General features: G+C 68.8%; 23 protein-coding genes and 1 tRNA gene. 18 read left to right on the forward strand and 6 right to left on the reverse strand.

Annotated features, from left to right (window positions below; translation table 11 throughout):
* Nucleotides 1–21 precede the first annotated feature (21 nt).
* The 13 genes from ACX1D1_RS07675 (at nt 22) to pyk (ending at nt 9,875) form a co-directional block, all read left to right on the forward strand.
* Nucleotides 22–591 (forward strand): hypothetical protein, encoded by a 570-nt coding sequence (locus tag ACX1D1_RS07675; RefSeq protein ID WP_459054205.1) that lies wholly within the window; start codon nt 22–24, stop codon nt 589–591.
* Between the two features lie 3 nt (nt 592–594).
* Nucleotides 595–786: a hypothetical protein gene (locus ACX1D1_RS07680; protein ID WP_459054206.1), complete on the forward strand. Its 192-nt coding sequence runs from the start codon at nt 595–597 to the stop codon at nt 784–786.
* Nucleotides 783–1,640 (forward strand): hypothetical protein, encoded by an 858-nt coding sequence (locus ACX1D1_RS07685; protein ID WP_459054207.1) that lies wholly within the window; start codon nt 783–785, stop codon nt 1,638–1,640. The genes ACX1D1_RS07680 and ACX1D1_RS07685 overlap by 4 nt, the downstream gene beginning before the upstream one ends.
* Nucleotides 1,631–2,239: an ATP-binding cassette domain-containing protein gene (locus ACX1D1_RS07690; protein ID WP_459054208.1), complete on the forward strand. Its 609-nt coding sequence runs from the start codon at nt 1,631–1,633 to the stop codon at nt 2,237–2,239. Before ACX1D1_RS07685 ends, ACX1D1_RS07690 begins: the two co-directional genes overlap by 10 nt.
* Nucleotides 2,236–3,273: a hypothetical protein gene (locus ACX1D1_RS07695; RefSeq protein WP_459054209.1), complete on the forward strand. Its 1,038-nt coding sequence runs from the start codon at nt 2,236–2,238 to the stop codon at nt 3,271–3,273. Before ACX1D1_RS07690 ends, ACX1D1_RS07695 begins: the two co-directional genes overlap by 4 nt.
* Before the next feature lie 109 nt (nt 3,274–3,382).
* Nucleotides 3,383–4,522, forward strand: coding sequence for a cell division protein FtsZ (gene ftsZ, locus ACX1D1_RS07700; RefSeq protein ID WP_182782616.1), 1,140 nt, complete (start codon nt 3,383–3,385; stop codon nt 4,520–4,522).
* A gap of 107 nt (nt 4,523–4,629) precedes the next feature.
* Nucleotides 4,630–5,082, forward strand: a complete 453-nt coding sequence (locus tag ACX1D1_RS07705; protein ID WP_182782637.1) for a cell division protein SepF — start codon at nt 4,630–4,632, stop codon at nt 5,080–5,082.
* Nucleotides 5,083–5,085: 3 nt separating this feature from the next.
* Nucleotides 5,086–5,370 carry a YggT family protein gene (locus ACX1D1_RS07710; RefSeq protein ID WP_182782617.1) on the forward strand — a complete coding sequence of 95 codons (285 nt, stop codon included), beginning with the start codon at nt 5,086–5,088 and terminating at the stop codon, nt 5,368–5,370.
* A gap of 111 nt (nt 5,371–5,481) precedes the next feature.
* A complete protein-coding gene (locus tag ACX1D1_RS07715; RefSeq protein WP_182782618.1) occupies nt 5,482–6,423 on the forward strand; it encodes a DivIVA domain-containing protein in 942 nt (313 codons plus the stop codon).
* 105 nt (nt 6,424–6,528) lie between these two features.
* Nucleotides 6,529–6,954 (forward strand): TraR/DksA family transcriptional regulator, encoded by a 426-nt coding sequence (locus ACX1D1_RS07720; protein WP_182782619.1) that lies wholly within the window; start codon nt 6,529–6,531, stop codon nt 6,952–6,954.
* Complete coding sequence (gene lspA / locus ACX1D1_RS07725) at nt 6,918–7,463, forward strand: signal peptidase II (protein WP_370585723.1); 546 nt, start codon at nt 6,918–6,920, stop codon at nt 7,461–7,463. Before ACX1D1_RS07720 ends, lspA begins: the two co-directional genes overlap by 37 nt.
* Nucleotides 7,460–8,380: an RluA family pseudouridine synthase gene (locus ACX1D1_RS07730; RefSeq protein ID WP_459054210.1), complete on the forward strand. Its 921-nt coding sequence runs from the start codon at nt 7,460–7,462 to the stop codon at nt 8,378–8,380. Before lspA ends, ACX1D1_RS07730 begins: the two co-directional genes overlap by 4 nt.
* Before the next feature lie 67 nt (nt 8,381–8,447).
* Nucleotides 8,448–9,875, forward strand: coding sequence for a pyruvate kinase (pyk, locus tag ACX1D1_RS07735; RefSeq protein ID WP_182782621.1), 1,428 nt, complete (start codon nt 8,448–8,450; stop codon nt 9,873–9,875).
* A 57-nt stretch (nt 9,876–9,932) separates the two neighbouring features.
* On the opposite strand, the gene ACX1D1_RS07740 is transcribed toward pyk, so the two are convergent.
* A tRNA-Leu gene (locus tag ACX1D1_RS07740) sits at nt 9,933–10,015 on the reverse strand.
* A gap of 133 nt (nt 10,016–10,148) precedes the next feature.
* Between ACX1D1_RS07740 and ACX1D1_RS07745 the strand changes: the two genes are divergently transcribed.
* Together ACX1D1_RS07745 and ACX1D1_RS07750 are read left to right on the forward strand one after the other, a co-directional pair.
* The gene (locus ACX1D1_RS07745; RefSeq protein WP_182782622.1) at nt 10,149–10,727 is read left to right on the forward strand and encodes an ANTAR domain-containing response regulator; all 579 of its coding nucleotides are present in this window, start codon (nt 10,149–10,151) and stop codon (nt 10,725–10,727) included.
* Between the two features lie 14 nt (nt 10,728–10,741).
* The gene (locus ACX1D1_RS07750) at nt 10,742–11,140 is read left to right on the forward strand and encodes a hypothetical protein (RefSeq protein WP_182782623.1); all 399 of its coding nucleotides are present in this window, start codon (nt 10,742–10,744) and stop codon (nt 11,138–11,140) included.
* A gap of 301 nt (nt 11,141–11,441) precedes the next feature.
* Here ACX1D1_RS07750 and ACX1D1_RS07755 read toward each other — a convergent pair whose 3' ends face one another.
* The gene (locus ACX1D1_RS07755; RefSeq protein ID WP_182782624.1) at nt 11,442–11,846 is read right to left on the reverse strand and encodes a PaaI family thioesterase; all 405 of its coding nucleotides are present in this window, start codon (nt 11,844–11,846) and stop codon (nt 11,442–11,444) included.
* Between the two features lie 38 nt (nt 11,847–11,884).
* Between ACX1D1_RS07755 and polA the strand changes: the two genes are divergently transcribed.
* Entirely contained in the window at nt 11,885–14,560 is a 2,676-nt protein-coding gene (gene polA, locus ACX1D1_RS07760) for a DNA polymerase I (protein ID WP_459054211.1), read from the forward strand.
* Nucleotides 14,561–14,563: 3 nt separating this feature from the next.
* Here polA and ACX1D1_RS07765 read toward each other — a convergent pair whose 3' ends face one another.
* The gene (locus ACX1D1_RS07765; protein ID WP_459054212.1) at nt 14,564–15,334 is read right to left on the reverse strand and encodes a class F sortase; all 771 of its coding nucleotides are present in this window, start codon (nt 15,332–15,334) and stop codon (nt 14,564–14,566) included.
* Nucleotides 15,335–15,537: 203 nt separating this feature from the next.
* Between ACX1D1_RS07765 and rpsA the strand changes: the two genes are divergently transcribed.
* On the forward strand, nt 15,538–16,977 hold the full coding sequence (rpsA, locus tag ACX1D1_RS07770) for a 30S ribosomal protein S1 (protein ID WP_182783085.1): 1,440 nt from the start codon (nt 15,538–15,540) through the stop codon (nt 16,975–16,977).
* A 56-nt stretch (nt 16,978–17,033) separates the two neighbouring features.
* Here the strand turns inward: rpsA and ACX1D1_RS07775 are convergent, their stop codons facing one another.
* A complete protein-coding gene (locus tag ACX1D1_RS07775) occupies nt 17,034–17,189 on the reverse strand; it encodes a lmo0937 family membrane protein (RefSeq protein ID WP_182783084.1) in 156 nt (51 codons plus the stop codon).
* Nucleotides 17,190–17,248: 59 nt separating this feature from the next.
* On the opposite strand from ACX1D1_RS07775, the gene coaE reads away from it, so the two are divergent.
* Nucleotides 17,249–17,845: a dephospho-CoA kinase gene (coaE, locus tag ACX1D1_RS07780; RefSeq protein WP_182783083.1), complete on the forward strand. Its 597-nt coding sequence runs from the start codon at nt 17,249–17,251 to the stop codon at nt 17,843–17,845.
* 10 nt (nt 17,846–17,855) lie between these two features.
* On the opposite strand, the gene gcvP is transcribed toward coaE, so the two are convergent.
* Both gcvP and gcvH read right to left on the reverse strand, forming a co-directional pair.
* A complete protein-coding gene (gene gcvP, locus ACX1D1_RS07785; RefSeq protein ID WP_459054214.1) occupies nt 17,856–20,687 on the reverse strand; it encodes an aminomethyl-transferring glycine dehydrogenase in 2,832 nt (943 codons plus the stop codon).
* The gene (gene gcvH / locus ACX1D1_RS07790; RefSeq protein WP_182783081.1) at nt 20,684–21,046 is read right to left on the reverse strand and encodes a glycine cleavage system protein GcvH; all 363 of its coding nucleotides are present in this window, start codon (nt 21,044–21,046) and stop codon (nt 20,684–20,686) included. The genes gcvP and gcvH overlap by 4 nt, the downstream gene beginning before the upstream one ends.

Consider the following 21,046-nt stretch of genomic DNA (forward strand, 5'->3'; position numbering starts at 1 on the left):
CGCGGGGGTCGAATGAATGCAATGAAGAGGAGTGCGTCGCTGATCTGGCGCTTGGCGCTCCTCCCGCTCGCGGCTCTGCTCCTCGCCGGAGGGTGTTCGCCCACCGTTGAGCCGGAGCCGTCGGCATGGCGCGAGGATGTGATTCGGGCGGCCGAGGAGGCCACCTCGCCGCTGGAGCGCGAGATCCTGAGCGACGGTGCCATCACCGAAGCGGAGTTCCGCGAGGCGTTCGCCGCGTTCCAGGAGTGCATGGATGGACTCGGCGTCGCCATCGAGATGACGGAGAGCCACGGCCAGTTCGCGGGGTTCAGCACGGGAAGCGGTGACGCGGACCAGGCGGCGGAGACCTGTCGCCCAGGGACGATCGACATCATCGAGCCCTGGTTCGTGCAGATTCGTGGTAATCCGGCGCGAGACTCCCAGCCGGAGGTCACGGTCCGGTGCCTCAAGCGGATGGGCGTCGTCGGCGAGGGTTACAGCGTGGCGGATCTGGAGCGCGACCAGACGTCCGCCGACACGGCGTACGGGCCCGGACTCCAGCTCTACCTGGACTGCCTCACCCTGGGCGATGCTCTGCCCAAGGCGGAGTAGCCGGTGACGCGCCCCGCCGGGGCCCAGCCGCCGGCCCGCTCGGTGGTGGTGCTGTTGATGCTGCTGTCGGCGGTCCTCGCCGGCGCCGCCGTGGCGGTGGGGGCGATGGTCGTCGGGCGGCAGGCGAAGGCGGTGTCGTCGAGGCCGGACTCGGTGGCCGTCAGCCCGGAGGCTTCGACGACGCGCGCCAGGTGACGCTCACCGTCACCCAGGGTCCGGAGTTGGCCGTGGACGCCCGGGCGGAGGGGATCCTCATCTGGACCGCCTGCGAACCCGGCCTGCAGTTGGCGTCCGCGGCTCCCGTGTTCCGGGTGCGGTCCGCCGTGGGCACGACCACCACCGTCGCGCTCTCTACGCAGCTGCCGTGGACGACACCTGTGGGCAGGCTGGACCGCGGCGCGGCCGTGGCCGATCTGCAGGCGGCGTTGGTCGCGGCGGGCGCGCTCGCCGACAACCCTGGCGAGGCCTTCACCGACGCCAGCTGGCGGGCCTTGACGGCGCTGGTCGAGGTCCCGGAGAAGGCTGATCAGATCCCGGCTTCTGCGCTGCTGTGGCTTCCGGAGTCGCCGATGAGTTGGCAGAGCTGCGCGAGCCCACGAGGGTCGCGCGTGGCTACGGATCAGCGGATTGGCGGGCTGACCTCGGTCACGGCCTTCTCCGTCGACCCCACCGTCGTCGGATCGATCGAGGGGGCCCGACACCTCGTCGTGGAAGACATCGAGGTCGTCGTCGAGGACGACCGGGTGACCAGCCAGCCCGACATCGCCGCGCTGATGGGCACGGCGGCCTACTCCCAGTGGAGGCTGACCGGTGGGCAGGTGCCCATCGTGGGCACGTATCGGTTGGCGGAGATGCTGGAGGTCGGGGTTGTCCCCGCATCCGCGGTTGTACCCGGCACGTCGGCCCCCTGCGTGATCTCGGACTCGGGAAGCGCCGTGTCCGTCGCGGTCGTGAGCTCCAGGTTGGGCAGGACACTCGTGGAGTTCCCGGGCGGATCGGCACCATCCGCCGTTCGCATCGACCCTGATGTGGCGTCGCGATGCCCGTGAGCGTGCGTGCGCTCGGGCACCGATTCGGCGATGCGTGGCTGTTCCGGAACGTCACATTCTCGGTGCCGCAGCAGGGGAGCGTGGCCGTGGTCGGTCCGTCGGGGAGCGGGAAGTCCACGCTGCTGCGCATCCTTGCCGGAACGCTGGCTCCGATCGAGGGGAGTGTGGAGATCCCACCTTCGACGAGGATCAGCCTGGTCCATCAGACCCCCCACGGCGTGGGTGCGCGCACGGTCGTCGACCACATCGCGCTGCCCTGGTGGGCACGCGGCGCCGACCTGAGGACGGGCTGGCATGAGGCCGAACGGATCGCCGCGACGCTGGGACTCGACGGTGCGCTGCACCGACCCTTTTCTGAGATGTCCGGCGGCGAGGCGCAGCGGATCAGGCTGGCGGTCGCCATGGCCGAGCAACCCGACCTCATCCTCGCCGACGAGCCGACGGCGTCCCTCGACGCCGGCAACGCCATGTCGGTGGTCGCCTCGCTGCGTCGCGTCACGGACCTGGGCGCCACTCTCATCGTGGCCACCCACGACCCACGAGTGGCGGACGCCTGTGGCCAGGCCTTCCGCCTGTCGGGACCGTCGGGGGACGGGTGAGGGCCCGGCTCGTGGCGCGCGAGGCGCGCGTCAACCTGATCACCGGGGCCGCGCACGCCGTCCCCCTCAGCCTCGCGGTGGCCGTCATCGTGGCGGTCCTCGGGCTCGTGGCCATGGAGGAGTCCTGGGTCGTCCAGGCGGAGGAGCAGCGCTATGTCGCCATGGGCGGCGACGTCGTCATCGTCGAGGCACCCGGCGCGATCGACGTGCGTCGCTGCGACGCTCTGCATGGGTCGTCCGCGGTGGAGGCGTCAGGCGCCGTGCGCCGCGAGGGGGCCGTGGCCCTCACCGTTCTGCCCGCCCACGACCTGGAGCTCTTCTCGGCCTCGCGCTCCTGGATTCAGTGGCACACCGGAGGTGCCGCGTCGGTGGTGGCGGCGTCGGCACTCAGCGATGCGTTGGGCGCCCGCCTGATGATGGAGGGCAACCTGACCCCCGTCGACGCGACGTTCGCCTGGCCCGAGGACGGACGCAGATCCCCTGTCGGGGCCGGCATCGTGCAGGGCGGCCTGACCGACGTCGCCGACCAGTGCTGGGTCCGGCTCGCGGACCCGAGGCGCGAGGCCCCCTCGTGGCTGACGGTGGTGGCGCTGGCGTCCACCGAGGATGCGAACCTGGCCGTGACGCCGCTGAATCCGGCCGCCGGCGGGGTGCTGAGCGCGCCGACGGGCGGTGTCCGCGCCTATGCCTGGTTGCTCGCGCTGATCTGTGGCGCCGTCGTCGGGTGGCTCTCCTGGCGGGCTAGGGCGGTCGAAGCCATCTCCGCTCGGGCAGCGGGGGTCCCGGCGGCGGCCCATGCGGCCCAGTCGCTGATCGAGTCCCTGGCATGGGGGACCGCCGGTGCCGCGCTGGGAGGGTCGATCCTGGTGATCGCCGCCGCCTTCCGGTGGTCCGCGGCGGCCGCTGTGCCGCTCGCCGAGCTGCTGCCGATCGCGCTGTCGGCGCCCCTGGGGGCGAGCTTGGCGGCGGCTCTGTCGCTCGGCTGGCACCGCCGTCGGCCCTTGGACAACTACCTTCGCGCGCGGGTGGGTTGAAGCGTCGGCGCGCCGATGTCTCAACCCTGAAGTAGCACTTGAGGTCAATCCTGATCGAATACGACGTGGCGTTGGACGCTGGACGTGGCGCTCCCATAGCCTTCGGGGCATGGCAAGCGCATCTCAGAACTACCTCGCGGTGATCAAGGTCGTCGGCGTCGGGGGCGGCGGCGTCAACGCCGTCAACCGCATGATCGAGGCCGGGCTCCGCGGTGTGGAGTTCATCGCAATCAACACGGATGCGCAGGCGCTGCTGATGAGCGACGCCGACGTGAAGCTGGACATCGGCCGCGAACTCACCCGCGGGCTCGGCGCCGGGGCAGACCCGTCGAAGGGCCGCCAGGCCGCCGAAGATCATTCCGATGAGATCGAGGAGGCGCTCAAGGGCGCCGACATGGTCTTCGTCACCGCCGGAGAGGGCGGCGGCACCGGCACCGGCGGCGCGCCCATCGTGGCCAAGATCGCCCGCTCGCTGGGTGCGCTGACCATCGGCGTGGTGACGCGCCCCTTCTCCTTCGAGGGCCGTCGCCGCTCCTCCCAGGCCGAGACCGGGATCGAGGGGCTGCGCGAAGAGGTGGACACCCTCATCGTCATCCCCAACGACAAGCTGCTCCAGATGACGGACCGCCAGGTGGCCATTCTGGACGCGTTCAAGCAGGCCGACCAGGTGCTGATGCAGGGCGTCTCCGGCATCACGGACCTCATCACCACCCCTGGTCTGATCAACCTGGACTTCGCGGACGTCAAATCGATCATGAGCCAGGCCGGCTCCGCCCTCATGGGCATCGGCTCGGCCCGCGGCGAGGACCGCGCCCGCGCCGCCGCCGAGATGGCCATCTCGTCCCCCCTCCTGGAAGCCAGCATTGATGGCGCACACGGCGTCCTGCTGTCGATCGCGGGCGGCTCGGACCTGGGCCTGTTCGAGGTCTCTGCCGCGGCCCAGCTGATCGAGGAGGCCGCGCACGACGAGGCCAACATCATCTTCGGCACCGTGATCGACGACGCCCTCGGCGACGAGGTACGGGTCACCGTCATCGCCGCCGGCTTCGACGGTGGCCAGCCCCAGAAGCGCCAGGCCCGCCCGGTCGAGCAACGCGCGGGCCAGCCGTCGCGCCCCTCGTCGCAGCCTCCGGTCAGCAACGCGCCGCAGGTCAGCCCCATGCCTGGCCAGCGCCCCGCACCGACGGCGCAGCCTTCGCCCCGCCCGATGGACGACGACGACCTGGACGTGCCCGACTTCATGAAGTGATCGGCGCGCTTCGGTGCGTCGCCCGCCCCACAGTTGCAAACGGGCGCTAGCCTCATTCCCATATCTATGAAGGAGGCACCGTGGGCGTTCGACAGCTTGCCGCGTGGATGGGTCTCGTCGAGGACGGCCGCTATCGTGACGAGGACCATCGTGACGACGACGCGGAGCTCACCGACGACGTCTACGTGGATGAGGAGAGCGAAGAGATGAGCAAGGTGGCTTCACTTCCCACGCGCCGCCCCACCGTGGTGCCGCCGGCCGCGCAGAAGGAAGTGGCCGATCTCAGCCGCATCGTCAGCGTCCGGCCCCGCTCCTACAACGAGGCCCGGGTGATCGGGGAGAACTTCCGCGACGGGATCCCGGTGATCATGAACCTCTCGGACATGGAGGACGGCGACGACAAGCGGCTGGTGGACTTCGCAGCGGGGCTGATCTTCGGTCTGCGCGGAAACATCGAACGCGTCTCAAGCAAGGTGTTCCTGTTGTGCCCGCACAACCTTGTGGTAGGGCCTGAAGACAAGGAGCGCATCGCAACCGGTGGCTTCTTCAATCAGAGCTGACCCGTGGTCGCCTACATCCTCTGGTGGCTGATCGGCCTCTACATCTGGGTGCTGCTGGCCCGGGTGCTCCTCTCATGGATCCCCATGTTCGCGCCCCAGTGGACCCCGAAGGGGCTGATCCTCGTCATCGTGGAGTTCGTCTACACGCTGACAGACCCGCCCGTGAAGGCGCTCGGCAAGGTGATCAAGCCCGTGCGCATCGGCAACGTGTCGTTGGATCTCAGCGTGCTGGTGTTGTTCATCGGATTGCAGATCCTGCAGTCATTCGTGGGATTCATTCCCTTCTAACAGAAGGTTGAACCCGTCCGTTAGCTGTTGGCACAGGCGCGAAGCGCTACGCTAGCCTGAAACTGAGCCGGGCTTGTCCGGCCCGATTCCTTTCGATCTATTGGAGCAACAATGAGCCTGACCTTGGATGAGGTTCGCCAGATCCGCTTCCGCATGTCGCGCCGTGGCGAGACCGGCTATCAGGTGGGTGACGTTGACACGTTCATCGACAAGGTGGAGCTGACCTTCGACGAATTCGACAAGGAGCGCGAGCGCATGCGCCGCGAGCTCGAGTCGGTTCAGCAGGCCAGCGTCTCGGGCGGCGACGAAGCCTCGGCGGGGCCAGCGCTCCAGGAGAAGGACCGCGAGATCGAGTCCCTGCGCTCAGAGGTGGACCGGCTCAACGGCGCCCTCAGCGAGGGTGGAGACGCCAACGCAGCGCTCTCGGCCTCCGAGCAGCGGATCCGCGAGCTCACGGCAGAGAACGAGCAGCTGCGCAACCAGCTGGAGCAGGTGCGTTCCGAGTACGACAGGCTGCGCTCCGAGCGTGTCACCTCCGTGGGCGGCGCCGAGCACCTCACCGTCACCTCCAGCGCCGAGGCCGCGCCCGCGGTCACCCGCCTGCTGCAGATGGCCACAGAGCAGGCCACCACACTCGTCAACGAGGCCCAGGTGGAGGCTCAGCGCAAGCTGGATGAGGCTGAACAGCGCGCCGGTGAGATCAAGACCGATGCCCGCACCAAGGCCGAGCGCATCGAGTCCGAGGCCCGCGTCAACGCGGAGCAGATGACCCACGAAGCCTCCACACGCGCCGCTGCGGTGGACCACCAGGCGGCCGAGCGTCGTCGCGAACTCTTCGCGGACCTGGAGCGCGAGCAGGGCGAGCTCACCACCAAGGTGGACCACCTGCGCGGCTTCGAAGCCAGCTTCCGCGAGAACATGTCCAGTGTCCTGCACCGCTTCATGAGCACCCTGGACGGGGCGAAGTCGGAGCCGGAGGACGTGCCCGAGCTTGCCCAGGGGCAGTCCGGCACCCCGCGCCTCGACGCGCTGGCAGGCGGCGATCAGGGCTAGTCACCCCAGCATCACCACACAGGCCGGCGCCCACGGGCGTCGGCCTGTTGACTTGACCGGCCGGTGGTGTACCCTTCCCGAACAGCCCTGACAGGAGAGCACAGAATGCCCACGTCGAAGAAAGCCGCAGACCCCAACGCGGTGCTGCCGGTCCTCGAGGGAGAGGAGCCCTGGACGCCCGAAGAGGTCGCAGAGCAGCGCGCCGAACTTCAGGACGAACTGGAGCGGCTCGAACGCCGGATCGAGGTCACCGAAGCCGAGTTGGAGGCGCTCCTGAAGGGCGGCACAGACGGCGCCGGACGAGATCCGGCAGACGTCGGCTCCAGCAACTTCGAGCGGGATCAGGAGTTGTCGCTGGCACAGAACGTGCGCGAGATGGCCGAGCAGCTGAGGCTGGCCATCCACCTGTTCGACAGCGGCGAGTACGGCAACTGCGAAGTGTGCGGCAACCCCATCGGCAAGGGTCGCCTCCAGGTGTTCCCCCGCGCCACCATGTGTGTCACCTGCAAGCAGCGCGAGGAACGGCGCTGACCCCCCGACGCCGCGGCATCCGTCGGATCGCCGTCGGCATCGGGCTCCTCGGCCTCGGTGTGGATCAGCTCGTCAAGATCGCCAGCGTGGCCTTCCTCGAGCCCGGCCAACCGGTCGAATTCGTCGGCCAGTTGCTGAAGCTGAACCTCATCCGCAACCCTGGCGCCGCCTTTGGCATGGGGGCGCAGGCCACCATCGTGTTCTCCATCTTCGCGATCGTGGCCCTCACGGCCTGCCTCGTCGTTGCTCTGCCCCGGATCACCAGGCTGTGGCACGGTGTGGCGCTGGGCCTGCTGCTGGCCGGCATCACCGGAAACCTGGTGGACCGCATCACACAACCGCCCTCGTTCCTCCGCGGACACGTCATCGACATGTTCCAGCTGCAGTATTTCGGCGCGATCTTCAACGTCGCCGACGTCTGCATCACCGCCGCAGCCGCGCTCATCGTCATCGGTGGATTCCGCGACGAGCGTGCGGAGGCCAAGCAGGCCGCCGAGGCGGACGCGTGAGCGTCTTCATCGTCCCGGACGCACTCGCCGGCGAGCGGATCGACGCCGCGGCCGCCCGAGTCTCCGGGTACAGCCGGTCCCGCATCGAGTCGATCATCGAGGCCGGGGGAGTGCAGCTCGACGGGGTGCTGGTGGCCAAAGGGTCCCAACGCGTATCCGGCGGAGAGCTCCTGGAACTGGCCGACGATGCGGCCCCCGCCGGGGTGCGGGTCTCCCCCCACCTGGCAGACGGGGTCCGGATCGTGTTCGAGGACTCGGACCTGGTGGTCGTCGACAAGCCGGTGGGCGTGGCGGCGCACCCCACCGTCGGCTGGGACGGGCCGTCTGTGGTGGAGCACCTGGCGGCGGCCGGGGTGCGGATCTCCACCTCGGGTGTCGCGGAGCGGCAGGGGATCGTCCAACGCCTCGACGTGGGCACCAGCGGGCTGATGGTGGTGGCCAAGTCCGAGATCGCCTACAGCGTGCTCAAGCAGGCGTTCCGCGACCGCACCGTCGCCAAGACCTATCACGCCCTTGTCCAGGGGCATCCGGATCCCTTCGAGGGCACCATCGAGGCCCCCATTGCACGCCATCCCGGGTCGGACTGGAAGATGGCGATCGTCGAGGGGGGCCGCCACTCCGTGACGCACTACGAGACCATTGAGGCACACCGCTCCGCCACCCTGCTCCGGATCCACCTGGAGACCGGGCGCACCCACCAGATCCGGGTCCACATGGCCGCCATCGGACATCCCTGCGCGGGCGATCCCCTCTACGGTGGAGATCCGGTGCTCGCGGCCCGGCTGGGGCTGGTGCGCCAATGGCTGCACGCCGTCGAGCTCGGGTTCACCCACCCGACCTCAGGGGAGCAGGTCACTTTCCGATCGCCGTATCCGCCGGACCTCAGTCGCGCGCTGGACATCGTCCGCGAGGGCTGAGCCCGCCTGTGGTGTCGTTGGCGCCACCTCCGCTGCGCCACGGCACCCATTCCGGTAGGGTTGCCCCGTGCGTAGAGCAAAAATCGTCTGTACCCTCGGCCCCTCCGCCGAGACCGTTGACCGCCTGATCGAGCTGATGAACGCGGGCATGAACGTCGCCCGTCTCAACATGAGCCACGGAGACTACGAGGAGCACGGAAACCGCCTCAGGAATGTGCGGGCCGCCTCAGAAGCCGTCGGCAAGACTGTGGGTGTGTTCGCGGACCTCCAGGGCCCCAAAATCCGCCTGGGCCGTTTCGTGGATGACCAGAAGGTCTTCCTCGCCACCGGCGCCCAGTTCACCATCACCACCGACGACATCCTGGGTACCGTCGAGCGCTGCTCGACCACCTACAAGGGCCTTCCGGGCGATGTCCATGTGGGTGACCACATCCTCATCGACGACGGCAAGGTGGGCCTCCAGGCCCTCGAAGTGACCGACACCGACGTGGTGTGCGTCGTCACCGTCCCCGGCCCCGTGTCCAACAACAAGGGCATCAACCTGCCAGGTGTCGCGGTGTCCGTCCCCGCCCTGAGCGACAAGGACGAGCGGGACCTCCGCTGGGCCCTCCACCAGGACATCGACATGGTCGCGCTGTCCTTCGTCCGCTCCGGCGACGACATCAAGCGCGTGCACGAGATCATGGACGAGGAGGGGCGCCACGTCCCCGTCATCGCCAAGCTCGAGAAGCCGCAGGCGATCGCCAACCTGCAGGACATCATCGACGCGTTCGACATGTTCATGGTCGCCCGCGGTGACCTGGGCGTCGAACTGCCCCTCGAAGACGTCCCGCTGGTGCAGAAGCGCATCATCCGCGCCGCCCGCAAGTGGGCCAAGCCGGTCATCGTCGCCACCCAGATGCTGGAGTCGATGATCACCAACCCGCGGCCCACCCGCGCGGAGGCCTCTGACGTCGCCAACGCCATCCTCGACGGGGCTGACGCGGTCATGCTCTCGGGCGAGACCTCCGTCGGTGACTTCCCCGTAGAGACCGTCTCCACGATGGCGCGCATCGTCGAGAAGACCGAGCGCGAGGGCCACGCCGAGATCCACATCATCGACTGGGACCCGCACACCACCGGAGGCATCCTGGCCAAGGCCGCCGCCGAGGTGGCCGAGCGCATCGGCGCCCGCTACCTGGTGGCCTTCACGAAGTCGGGCGATACGGGGCGCCGGCTGTCGCGGCTTCGTTCCCCCATCCCCATGCTGGTGTTCTCGCCGGAGCGCTCCACCCAGCAGACCATGACCCTGTCGTGGGGCGTGGACACCCAGATCACGCCCGAGTTCGCGGAGCAGGAGGAGATGGTCGAGGCCGTCGACCGCCACCTGCGTGACCGCGGCATGATCGAAGTTGGCGAGCGCATCGTCATCGTGTCGGGCTCGCCCATGGGCATCCCCGGCAAGACGAATACCCTGCGCGTGCACAAGGTCAAGGAGCTCGGCGAACTCAGCTGAGCCCGTCACAACAGCGAAAGGGAGCCCCTCGGGGCTCCCTTTCTGCGTTCCTGCTCGTGCCCGGGAGGGGAGTCGAACCCCTAAGGCCTTTCGGCCAGACGGGTTTGAGCCGTCCGCGTATGCCATTCCGCCACCCGGGCGCAGCGCGTGAAACATTGTGCCACACCGCCCACCCTCGGCGCTGAGTGGGAATCCCGCGGCAATGCCGAGTAGGATCAGCGCAGGTATTTCAGGCCCTCTTGCGGCCGGCCGCCAGAAAGAAGTGACCAACGGATGAATAAGAAGCCCACAGTGATCGTCGCCGAGGATGAGGCGCTGATCCGCCTGGACCTGGTGGAACTCCTGACCGAGGAGGGCTATGAGGTGGTCGGCGAAGCCGGCGACGGCGAAGAGGCCGTCAAGCTGGCCCGTGAGCTGGAGCCGGATCTGGTGATCATGGACGTCAAGATGCCCAAGATGGACGGCATCACCGCCGCGGAGATCATCGCCGAGGAGCGCATCGCCCCCGTCGTGATGCTGACCGCCTTCAGCCAGCGTGACCTCGTCGAGCGCGCGCGCGAGGCCGGCGCCATGGCCTACGTCGTCAAGCCGTTCGGCGCCTCCGATGTGGTGCCCGCCATCGAGATCGCGCTGGGCCGTTTCCAGGAGATCAAGGCCATCGAGGACGAGCTGGTCTCGCTCGAGGAGCGCCTCGAGTCGCGCAAGGTGATCGACCAGGCCAAGGGCATCCTGCAGCAGGACCTCGGACTCACGGAGCCCGAGGCGTTCCGCTGGATCCAGAAGACGGCCATGGATCTGCGCAAGTCCATGCGCGACGTCGCCGACGGCGTCATCTCGCACAAGAAGAAGTAGGTCGCGGGGTCGCGGTGACTCGATTCGTCGTCGACGCCCCCGTCCTGCTGTCGATCATCGACGGCGGGGTTCCGGTCCACCCAGACCACAGCCTCGTCGCGCCCAACCCTGTCCGGGCCCAGGCCCTCGAGCTGGTGCTCGCTCGCGTCCGCGACGGGTTGGACAGGCGGGATGCGCTGGGACTGTTGGATCGGGTGGCTGAGGCGAAGCTTCGGGTACTCAACGACCGGGTGTCGCGGCGGTTGGCCTGGGAGATGGCGCTCGAGCACGGCTGGGAGTCGCTGCGGGATGCGGAGTATGTCGCGGTGACGCGGCTTGCGGCGGATGCCCTGGTGTGTGGGGAGCCGCGGCTGGCCGGGCGCGCCGACGGGCTGGTCCGCATTGCGCCGTACGAGTCCTTGTTCCTTCCCTGAGGCACGACCCACCCCGTCGCGTGGCTGTGGACAGGCCGCAGGTCGCGCACGAAACGCCGTCGGAAGCTCTCTGTTTGGCCAGGGGTGTGGGTGGGAGCGGACTCGGGCGGCGTGTCGTGCTCCGGTGGGTGCCTCGGCATGGGGCGCGACGGTGGGGCGGGCGCATCGGTGGGGTGGGCACGAAACGCCGTCGGAAGCGCGTTGCTTGGCCAGGGGTGTGGGTGTGAGCGGACTCGGGCGGCGTGTCGTGCTCAGTTGGGTGGCTCGGAGCGGGCTCGACGGTGGGGCGAGAGCGACCGAACTACCGGGGCGGCGAGATCATGTGGCACGTCAACCGACCCGTCGCAGTGAGCCGACCCTCGTCGTCGACGATGTCGACGCGGTACGTGGCGATGGACCGGCCCAGGTGGATCGCGGTCGCCGTCCCCGTCACGCGCCCCGTCCTGGCCGCCCGAACGTGCGTGACGTTCAGGTCCACCCCTACACCGACGCGGTCCGGATAGCCGTGCGCCATCGCCCCCATCGACGCCAGCGTCTCCACCAGGACGCCCGAAGCTCCCCCGTGCAGGAGCCCGAACGGCTGCAGGTTGCCCTCCACGGGCATCGAGCCGACGACGCGCTCGGGCGTCAGCTCGGTGATCTCGACGCCCAGCTTGTCGTCGAGGGGCGAGGTGATGTCGGGCAGCCAGGGGGGCACGCTGTTCATGGGCCGCACTCTTCCACACCTTCGGTAGGCTCGCCGGTGTGACTGACTCGGGCAAGCTGCTGTTGATCGATGGCCATTCGGTGGCCTACCGCGCTTTCTTTGCGCTGCCCGTGGAGAATTTCGCCACCACGACGGGGCAACACACCAACGCGGTGTTCGGCTTCACCTCGATGCTGATCAATGTGCTGCGCGACGAGCAGCCCACGCATCTGGTGGTGGCGTTCGACGTGGCGCGGGAGTCGTTCCGGACCGAGCAGTACCCCGAGTACAAGGCCAACCGCGCCAAGTCACCCGAAGAGTTCAAGGGGCAGGTGGCGCTGGTCAAGGACGTCCTCGACGCGCTCAACGTGCCCTACCTGGAGATGCCGGGCTATGAGGCCGACGACATCATCGCGTCGCTCTCGACGAAGGCCGAGGCGGAAGGTTACGACGTCTTCATCGTCTCGGGGGACCGGGACGCCATGCAGCTGGTCACCGACCACGTCACCGTGCTCTATCCCCGCAAGGGGGTCTCCGACCTCGCCCGGATGACCCCCGCGACCGTCACCGAGAAGTACCTGGTTGCCCCCAGCCGATACCCGGAGCTCGCCGCGCTCGTCGGCGAGACCAGCGACAACCTCCCAGGCGTCCCGGGCGTCGGCCCGAAGACCGCAGCCAAGTGGCTGGACCAGTTCGACGGCCTGGACAACCTCGTCGCCCGGGCCGAGCAGGTACCTGGCAAGGCGGGGGAGTCGTTCCGCGCCCACCTCGACGGCGTGGTGCGCAACCGCCGACTCAACGCGCTCGTCCGCGACCTCGACCTCGACATCACCCTCGACGCCACCGCCCGCCACGAGTGGGACCGCGAGCGGGTGCACCAACTCTTCGACGCGCTCGAGTTCCGGGTGCTGCGCGAGCGGCTCCTGGACCTGGCGCCCGCCGAGCCCGTGGCCACCGAGAGCTTCGCTGTGCAGGGGGACCGTCTGGCGGAGGGTGAGGTCGCTGCCTGGCTCGACGCCCACGCCACGGAGCGCACCGCGCTGCACCTGGTGGGTCGCTGGGGCGGCGGCACCGGGGACGTCACGGCGCTGGCGCTGGCAGCCGCAGACGGCGCCGGAGCCTATGTGGACACGGCAGACCTCACCCCCGACGACGACGCCGCGCTCGCCGCCTGGCTGGCGGACCCGTCGCGCGGGAAGCTGGTGCACGAAGCCAAGGGACCCACCCTGGCGTGCTGGGCCCGCGGATGGGATCTGGTCGGCGTCGCGCAGGACACCCTCCTGGCGGCCTACCTGCTGCGCCCTGACCAACGGACCTACGACCTAGGGGACCTGGTTGTGCGCTACCTGCAGCGCGACCTCTCCGCAGAGCCCATGGCCCCGGACGACACGCAGGCCACGCTGGACTTCGGCGAGCCCGACGACGGGTCCATGGAGCGGGCGCTCCTGCTCGCCCGGGCCGTCTTCGACCTGGCCGAGGCGCTGGAAGGCCAGCTGATGGAGCGCAACGCGGCGGCCCTGATGGCCGACGTCGAGCTTCCGCTCCAACGGACCCTGGCGACGATGGAGCGGGTGGGTGTGGCCGTGAACATCGCCCGGCTGCAGGCCCTCCGCGATGAGTTCGACGGCGCCGTCGCGGCCGCGCAACAGGCAGCCTTCGACGTGCTGGGGCACGAGGTGAACCTCGGCTCCCCCAAGCAGCTGCAGTCCGTGCTGTTCGACGAGCTGGGCATGCCCAAGACCCGCAAGACGAAGTCCGGCTACACCACCGACGCCGATGCCCTGGAGTCGCTGTTCGTCAAGACCGAGCATCCCTTCCTGGGTCACCTGTTGGCCCACCGCGACCAGATCCGGCTGCGCCAGACCGTCGACGGGCTGCTGGCCGCCATCGGCGACGACGGCCGCATCCACACCACCTACGTGCAGACCATCGCGGCCACCGGCCGGCTGTCCTCGACGGATCCCAACCTGCAGAACATCCCCATCCGCACCTCCATGGGGCGCCAGATCCGTTCCGCGTTCGTGCCGGGGGCGGGGTTCGAGTCGCTGATGTCGGCGGACTACTCGCAGATCGAGATGCGGCTGATGGCCCACGCCAGCGGCGACGAGGGCCTGATCGAGGCGTTCACCTCCGGTCGCGACTTCCACAACGAGATGGCCTCGCTGGTGTTCCGCGTGGAGCCGCAGGACGTCACCGGGGAGATGCGCGCCAAGATCAAGGCCATGAACTACGGGTTGGCCTACGGGCTGAGTGCCTTCGGCCTGTCCAACCAGCTCAAGATCTCGGTGGGCGAGGCCAAGACCCTGATGGAGGACTACTTCACGCGGGTCGGGGGCGTGCGCGAGTACCTGGCCGCCGTCGTGGAGGAGGCCCGCAAGCGGGGCTTCACCGAGACGATGCTCGGCCGACGCCGATACCTGCCGGACCTCACCACCACCAACCGGCAGCGCCGGGAGATGGCAGAACGGGCCGCGCTCAACTCACCCATCCAGGGGTCCGCGGCTGACGTGATCAAGGTGGCGATGATCAACGTGGCGCGGGCCATCGAGGCGGAGGGACTGGCCAGCCGCATGCTCCTCCAGGTCCACGACGAGCTCGTGTTCGAGGTGGCCCCAGGCGAACGCGAGCGGTTGACTGACCTGGTCCAGGCGGAGATGACGGGTGCGTTCAGCCTTGCGGTTCCGCTGGAAGTCTCCGTTGGGGTGGGCGATTCGTGGCAGTCGGCGGCCCACTGAGGATCAGGCCGAGGCGCTGACCGGCGTGCCGTAGAAGAAGATCCGCGAGTCCCACTCCCCGCTGGAGCGGTTGTAGTCCCAGCAGATGATGATGGCCAGCTGCGGGGCTCCCTCGAAGTCCACCATCACGTCGGAGTTCGGGTCGTAGTCCGCCACCCACACCTTGGTGGAGCGGGTGAACTCGTAGCACTGGACCACGCCGTCGTCGCCGTACAGCTTGATCAGGTCCCCGGCCACGAGCTGCGGCTCACCGCCGGCGTACAGCTCGTTGCCCAAGGCCTTGCCCGTGCGGTACGTGTGGATGGAGAGGAGGGCCTTCCCCGCGTCGCCGCCGGGCATCGGGCCGGCGTTCCACCAGGACGCGGTTCGCGGTTCGTCCTTGGGCGGCGCGGCGATGTTGCCGTCTTCGTCGAGGTTGAGCGAGACCACGCGCTCGTCAGCGCCGACGGCCGGGATCGCGAAGCGGGTTGGGACAAGGCCGGCGGCCGGATCCGTGCAGTCAGGCGTCGCGGTGCCGAGGGTGGGGGGCCCGGCAGCCGGAGAGGAGCTCGCCGGCAGGGGAGAGGGGCTGACGGAGGGCGTCGGGGGAGCCGTCGACGGCGAGGGCCGCGCGGAGGCGGCGGGGACGGGCGTGGAGGTGGCCGGGACGGGGAGGGCGTCAGTGTCCTCGCCCCTGGGAATCATCAGCGCGATCAGCGCAACGACCACGAGCGCCGCGGCAAGGACGATGAGCAGGGGGAGGCGCGAGCGCGACTGCTGCGGAGGAGTGGTCACACACCAAGCTTAGGCAGCGCCCACGACCGGCGAGAAGCCCTGTGGACAACCCACCGTGGCAGGGGCTGACCCAGGTTGCTCCTGAACCCCATCAAAGCTAGGCTGGGGAGGCATTGTGGCCTGCGATCCCTCGGACGGAGTGGGGACCGCGCGTTTCGGCAGGGCTGCTGTGCACTGTCATTCACTTTCGGAGCCCTTACTACATGACCTCCTCCACTGAGGCACCGACCGTTACGGTCGATGACTACGGCACCCCAGAGGCCTTCATGGCCGCGGTCGACGCCACCATCAAGTACTTCAACGACGGAGACATTGTCTCTGGCACCGTCGTCAAAGTCGACCGGGACGAGGTCCTGCTCGATATCGGTTACAAGACCGAAGGCGTCATCCCTTCCAAGGAACTCTCCATCAAGCACGATGTGGACCCGTTTGACGTGGTCCAGGTCGGCGATGTGATCGAGGCCCTCGTTCAGCAGAAGGAGGACAAGGAGGGTCGCCTCATCCTGTCCAAGAAGCGGGCTCAGTACGAGCGCGCCTGGGGCACGATCGAGAAGGTCAAGGAAGAGGACGGCGTCGTCACCGGCCACGTCATCGAGGTGGTCAAGGGCGGCCTCATCGTCGACATCGGCCTCCGCGGCTTCCTTCCCGCCTCGCTTGTCGAGATGCGGCGCGTCCGCGACCTTCAGCCCTACGTGGGCATGGAGCTCGAGGCCAAGATCATCGAGCTGGACAAGAACCGCAACAACGTGGTCCTGTCCCGCCGCGCCTACCTGGAGCAGACGCAGTCCGAGGTGCGCCAGACGTTCCTCACGCAGCTGCAGAAGGGCCAGATCCGCAAGGGTGTCGTGTCCTCGATCGTCAACTTCGGCGCCTTCGTCGATCTCGGCGGAGTCGACGGCCTCGTGCACGTCTCCGAGCTCTCCTGGAAGCACATCGATCACCCCAACGAGGTGGTCGAGGTGGGCATGCCCGTCACCGTCGAGGTGCTCGAGGTGGACATGGATCGTGAGCGCGTCTCCCTGTCGCTGAAGGCCACCCAGGAAGATCCGTGGCAGACGTTCGCCCGCCTGCACCAGATCGGCCAGATCGTCCCGGGCAAGGTCACCAAGCTCGTTCCGTTCGGCGCGTTCGTGCGGGTCGGCGAGGGCATCGAGGGCCTGGTGCACGTCTCCGAGCTGGCCGAGCGTCACGTGGAGATCCCCGAGCAGGTTGTCTCCGTCGGCGACGACCGCATGGTCAAGGTCATCGACATCGACCTGGAGCGCCGTCGCGTCTCCCTGTCGCTGAAGCAGGCCAACGAGGGCGTCGACGTCGCAGCTGACGACTTCGATCCGCTGCTCTACGGCATGCAGGCGTCCTACGACGACCAGGGCAACTACATCTACCCCGAGGGCTTCGATCCGGAGACCAACGACTGGAAGGAAGGCTTCGACGAGCAGCGCGCTGCTTGGGAGGCCCAGTACGCCCAGGCGCACGCCCTGTGGGAGACCCACAAGCGTCAGGTCGAATCGGCCGAGACCGCGGACCGCGATGCGGCCACGGTTGCGGCTGCTGGCTACACCACCGAGTCCGAGGGCTCCGGCGAGCTCGCCTCGGATGAGACCCTGCAGGCACTGCGGGACAAGCTCACCGGCGGTCGCTGACTCGTAGCATCAAGGAGCCGCCCCCTCTCGATGAGAGGGGGCGGCTCCTTGCTTTGTCAGAGTGCGCGCCGGCCGGTGATCAGGTTGTAGACGAGGATGGCCAGGGCCACCAGCAGCAGCAGATGAATGAACCCGCCCGCCACCTTGGCGATCAGCCCGATGAGCCAGAGTGCGATGATGACTGCGAACACGATCCACAGAATTCTTGCCATGATTTACCTCCTGAGGTGGGATGATCGTGCATCCAGCCTAACCCCAGTAGCATCGGGCCATGGCACGCATCGCTTTGACCGGCGGGATCGCCTCGGGCAAGTCCATGGTGGCCGACGAGCTCGCCCGCCTGGGCGCCGTCGTGATCGACTCGGATCTTGTCGCCCGGGAGGTGGTGGAGCCCGGCACCGATGGGCTGCACCGCATCGTTGAGCGCTTCGGCTCCGGGATGCTGAATGCCGACGGGACGCTGGACCGCACCAAGCTGGGCGACCTGGTGTTCGTCGACGACGAGGCCCGCTCGGACCTCAACGCCATCGTCCATCCGCTCGTGCGGCAGCGCGCCGACGAGCTGGTGGCAGCCGCCCCGCCAGGCACGGTGGCGGTCCAGGTGATTCCGCTGCTGGTCGAGACCGGCCTGGACAAGGCCTTCGACCACATCATCTGCGTTGACGTGCCCACCGAGACCCAGGTCAGGCGGTTGATGCAGCGCAACAACCTGAGCCTGGACCGAGCGTGGGCCAGGGTCCGGGTCCAGGCGTCGCGGGCGGACCGGCGCGCGGCGGCGGATTGGGTGATCGACAACTCGGGGGACCAGGCCTCCACCGTGCGTCAGGTGGAGGCCCTGTGGCCCGCCCTCGTCGCCCTCAGCGGCTGAGCCGTCAGGCTCAGGCGTCGGTCCCCTCCCAGGGAGGGCAGGCGCAGACCAGGTTCCGGTCGCCGTAGGCGTTGTCCACCCGGCCGACGGGGGGCCAGTACTTGTCCACCCGGAACGCGCCCGGCGGGAAGCATCCCTGCTCCCTGGAGTACGGCCGGTCCCACTCGCCCACCAGGTCCTGGGCGGTGTGCGGGGCGCGTCTGAGGGGGGATTCCTCAGCGCTCATGCCGCCCGCGACCACCACGTCGGCCTCGCGGGCGATGTCCAGCATCGCGGTGACGAACCGGTCCAGTTCGGCCAGGGTCTCGGACTCGGTGGGTTCCACCATGAGGGTGCCCGGCACCGGGAACGACATGGTGGGGGCGTGGAAGCCGTGGTCCACCAGGCGCTTGGCGATGTCGTCGACGGTGATCCCGTGGTGGGCGTACTCCCGCGGATCCAGGATGCACTCGTGCGCGACGCGGCCCCGGGCCCCGCGGTAGAGGATGGGGAAGGCCCTGCCGAGCCGGGTGGCAAGGTAGTTGGCGCTCAGGATGGCCACCCGCGTGGCCTGGGTCAGGCCGGCCCCGCCCATGAGCAGGATGTAGGCCCACGAGATGAGCAGGATCGACGCCGAGCCCAGCGGAGCGGCCGACACCGCCCCCGCCTCACCGGTGCGCGGATCCGAGGGAAGGTGCTCCACCAGGTGGCTCTTCACGCCGATGGGACCCATGCCGGGGCCGCCGCCGCCGTGGGGGATGGCGAAGGTCTTGTGCAGGTTGAGATGGCTCACGTCGCCGCCGATGTCGCCCGGCCGTACCAGGCCCACCATCGCGTTCATGTTGGCGCCGTCGATGTAGACCTGCCCGCCGAACTCGTGGGTGATGTCGCACACCTGTCGCACCGACTCCTCGAACACGCCGTGCGTCGACGGGTAGGTGATCATCACCGCCGCGAGCGCCTCCCCGGCGGCGGCAGCCTTCGTGCGGAAGTCGTCGACGTCGATCTCGCCATCTGCGGTGGCCTTGACCGCCACCACCTTCATCCCCGCCATCTGCGCGGAGGCGGGATTCGTGCCGTGGGCAGAGGTGGGGATGAGGCACACGTCGCGCCGCTCACCGCGTGCACGGTGGTACTCGGCGATGGTCAACAGTCCCGCGTACTCGCCCTGGGCGCCCGAATTGGGCTGCATGGAGAACGCGTCGTAGCCGGTGATCGCGCACAGCTTCTGCTCCAGGTCCGCCACCATCTCCGCGTACCCGGCGGCCTGGTGCGAGGGCGCGTAGGGGTGCAGGGCCCCGAACTCCGGCCAGGTGAGTGGCATCATCTCGGCGGCGGCGTTGAGCTTCATCGTGCACGAGCCGAGCGGGATCATCGCCCGGTCGAGCGCCAGGTCGCGGTCGCTGAGGCGCCGCATGTAGCGCATCATCTCCGACTCGGCCCGGTTCATGTGGAAGACCGGATGCGTCAGGTAGTCGCTGGTGCGCAGCAGCTCGTCGGGGATGGCGGGCTCCTCGCCCAGGTCCGGCCGCTCGTCGATGCCGAACGCGTCCAGCACCCGCCACACGACGTCGAGGTCCGTGGTCTCGTCCACTGAGATGCCCACCCGGCTCCGGCCGACCCGGCGCAGGTTGATGCCACGCTGCTCGGCTGCGGCCAGGATCCCGGACTGGCCCACGCCGACCCGCACGGTGATGGTGTCGAAGAAGTGCCGAGGCTCCACCTCAGCGCCGTTGGCCCTGAGCGTGGCTGCCAGCGTGGCGGCCATCAGGTGCGTGCGCTGGGCGATGGCCCTGAGCCCGAGGGGACCGTGGAACACGGCGTAGAACGAGGCCATCACCGCCAGCAGCGCCTGGGCTGTGCACACGTTGGAGGTGGCCTTCTCGCGGCGGATGTGCTGCTCGCGGGTCTGGAGGGCGAGCCGGTAGGCACGGGTGCCCGCCGCGTCCACGGAGACGCCGACGAGCCGCCCGGGCATGGCGCGCTTCAGGTCGTCTCGGCAGGACATGAACGCGGCGTGTGGGCCTCCGAATCCCATCGGCACACCGAACCGCTGCGCCGATCCGATGGCGATGTCGGCGCCCATGGCGCCGGGTTCCTTCACCACGCAGAGGGCCAGCAGGTCCGTGGCCACGATGGACACCGCGCCCGCGGCGCGCAGCGCGGAGCACTGCGCGGTGAGGTCACGCACGTGGCCGTGGGTGCCGGGGTGGGCGAAGATCGCGCCGCACAGGTCGTCGGCGACGAAGTCCTCCGCCGGGCCGGTCACGAGCTCGATGCCCAGGGGCTCGGCGCGCGTGGCGAGGACCGCGAGCACCTGCGGGTGCAGGTCCTCGGCCGCGAAGAACCGCGAGCTCTTGGACTTGGCGGTCCGCTTGGCCATGCCCATGGCCTCGGCGGCTGCGGTGGCCTCGTCCAGCAGGCTGGCGTTGGCGATGGGCAGCCCTGTCAGGTCCTCCACCATGGTCTGGAAGTTGAGCAGCGCCTCGAGCCTGCCCTGCGCGATCTCGGGCTGGTAGGGCGTGTATGCCGTGTACCAGGCCGGGTTCTCCAGCACGTTGCGCTGGATCGCCGGTGGCGTCACGGTGCCGTAGTAGCCCTGGCCGATCAGGGAGGTGGCCACCTGGTTCCTGGCCGCGACGGCGCGCAGCTTCTGCGTCAGCCGGTACTCGGTCAGTGGCTCCCAGGTGAGGGGCTCAGACTGGCGCAGCCCCTCAGGGATGGTCTGATCGATGAGCTCATCGAGGGAGTCGACACCGATGGCCTCGAGCATCCGCTGCATCTCTGCCGGGCTGGGGCCGATGTGGCGACGGTGAGCGAAGTCGTCGGGGTTGTAGTCGACCCTCTGCCAGGCCCCCGTCATGCGCCGATGTGCGCCGCATAGGCGACCTCGTCGAGGAACTCCTCGGCCTCGGAGGGATCCGACGGCGCCACCCGGAAGAACCAGGTGCCCTCCGCGTCCTCGTTGACGAGCGCGGGATTGTCGGTGAGCTCCTCGTTGACGGCGGTCACCACGCCGCTCAGCGGCGACATGATCTCGGAGGCCGCCTTGACGGACTCGATGACCACCACCTCGATCCCCGCGGTCACCTCGGTACCCACCTCGGGCAGCTCGATGAAGACGATCTCGCCCAACTCGTTGGCGGCGTACTCCGTGATGCCGACGGCGAACTCGGGCCCGGTGGTGTCGATCCATTCGTGACTCTTGGTGTACTTGATCAT

The sequence above is a fragment of the Tessaracoccus luoxuelianae genome, from assembly GCF_054483915.1.

Bases quoted from the DNA above. Each gene is read 5' to 3' on its own strand.
- ACX1D1_RS07775 (WP_182783084.1), bottom strand. From the start codon at position 17,189: ATGGCAAGAATTCTGTGGATCGTGTTCGCAGTCATCATCGCACTCTGG.
- ACX1D1_RS07720 (WP_182782619.1), top strand. From the start codon at position 6,529: ATGCCCACGTCGAAGAAAGCCGCAGACCCCAACGCGGTGCTGCCGGTC.
- ACX1D1_RS07745 (WP_182782622.1), top strand. From the start codon at position 10,149: ATGAATAAGAAGCCCACAGTGATCGTCGCCGAGGATGAGGCGCTGATC.
- ACX1D1_RS07675 (WP_459054205.1), top strand. From the start codon at position 22: ATGAAGAGGAGTGCGTCGCTGATCTGGCGCTTGGCGCTCCTCCCGCTC.
- ACX1D1_RS07715 (WP_182782618.1), top strand. From the start codon at position 5,482: ATGAGCCTGACCTTGGATGAGGTTCGCCAGATCCGCTTCCGCATGTCG.
- gcvH (WP_182783081.1), bottom strand. From the start codon at position 21,046: ATGATCAAGTACACCAAGAGTCACGAATGGATCGACACCACCGGGCCC.
- ACX1D1_RS07705 (WP_182782637.1), top strand. From the start codon at position 4,630: ATGGGTCTCGTCGAGGACGGCCGCTATCGTGACGAGGACCATCGTGAC.
- ACX1D1_RS07690 (WP_459054208.1), top strand. From the start codon at position 1,631: ATGCCCGTGAGCGTGCGTGCGCTCGGGCACCGATTCGGCGATGCGTGG.
- ACX1D1_RS07755 (WP_182782624.1), bottom strand. From the start codon at position 11,846: ATGAACAGCGTGCCCCCCTGGCTGCCCGACATCACCTCGCCCCTCGAC.
- gcvP (WP_459054214.1), bottom strand. From the start codon at position 20,687: ATGACGGGGGCCTGGCAGAGGGTCGACTACAACCCCGACGACTTCGCT.
- ftsZ (WP_182782616.1), top strand. From the start codon at position 3,383: ATGGCAAGCGCATCTCAGAACTACCTCGCGGTGATCAAGGTCGTCGGC.
- coaE (WP_182783083.1), top strand. From the start codon at position 17,249: ATGGCACGCATCGCTTTGACCGGCGGGATCGCCTCGGGCAAGTCCATG.
- rpsA (WP_182783085.1), top strand. From the start codon at position 15,538: ATGACCTCCTCCACTGAGGCACCGACCGTTACGGTCGATGACTACGGC.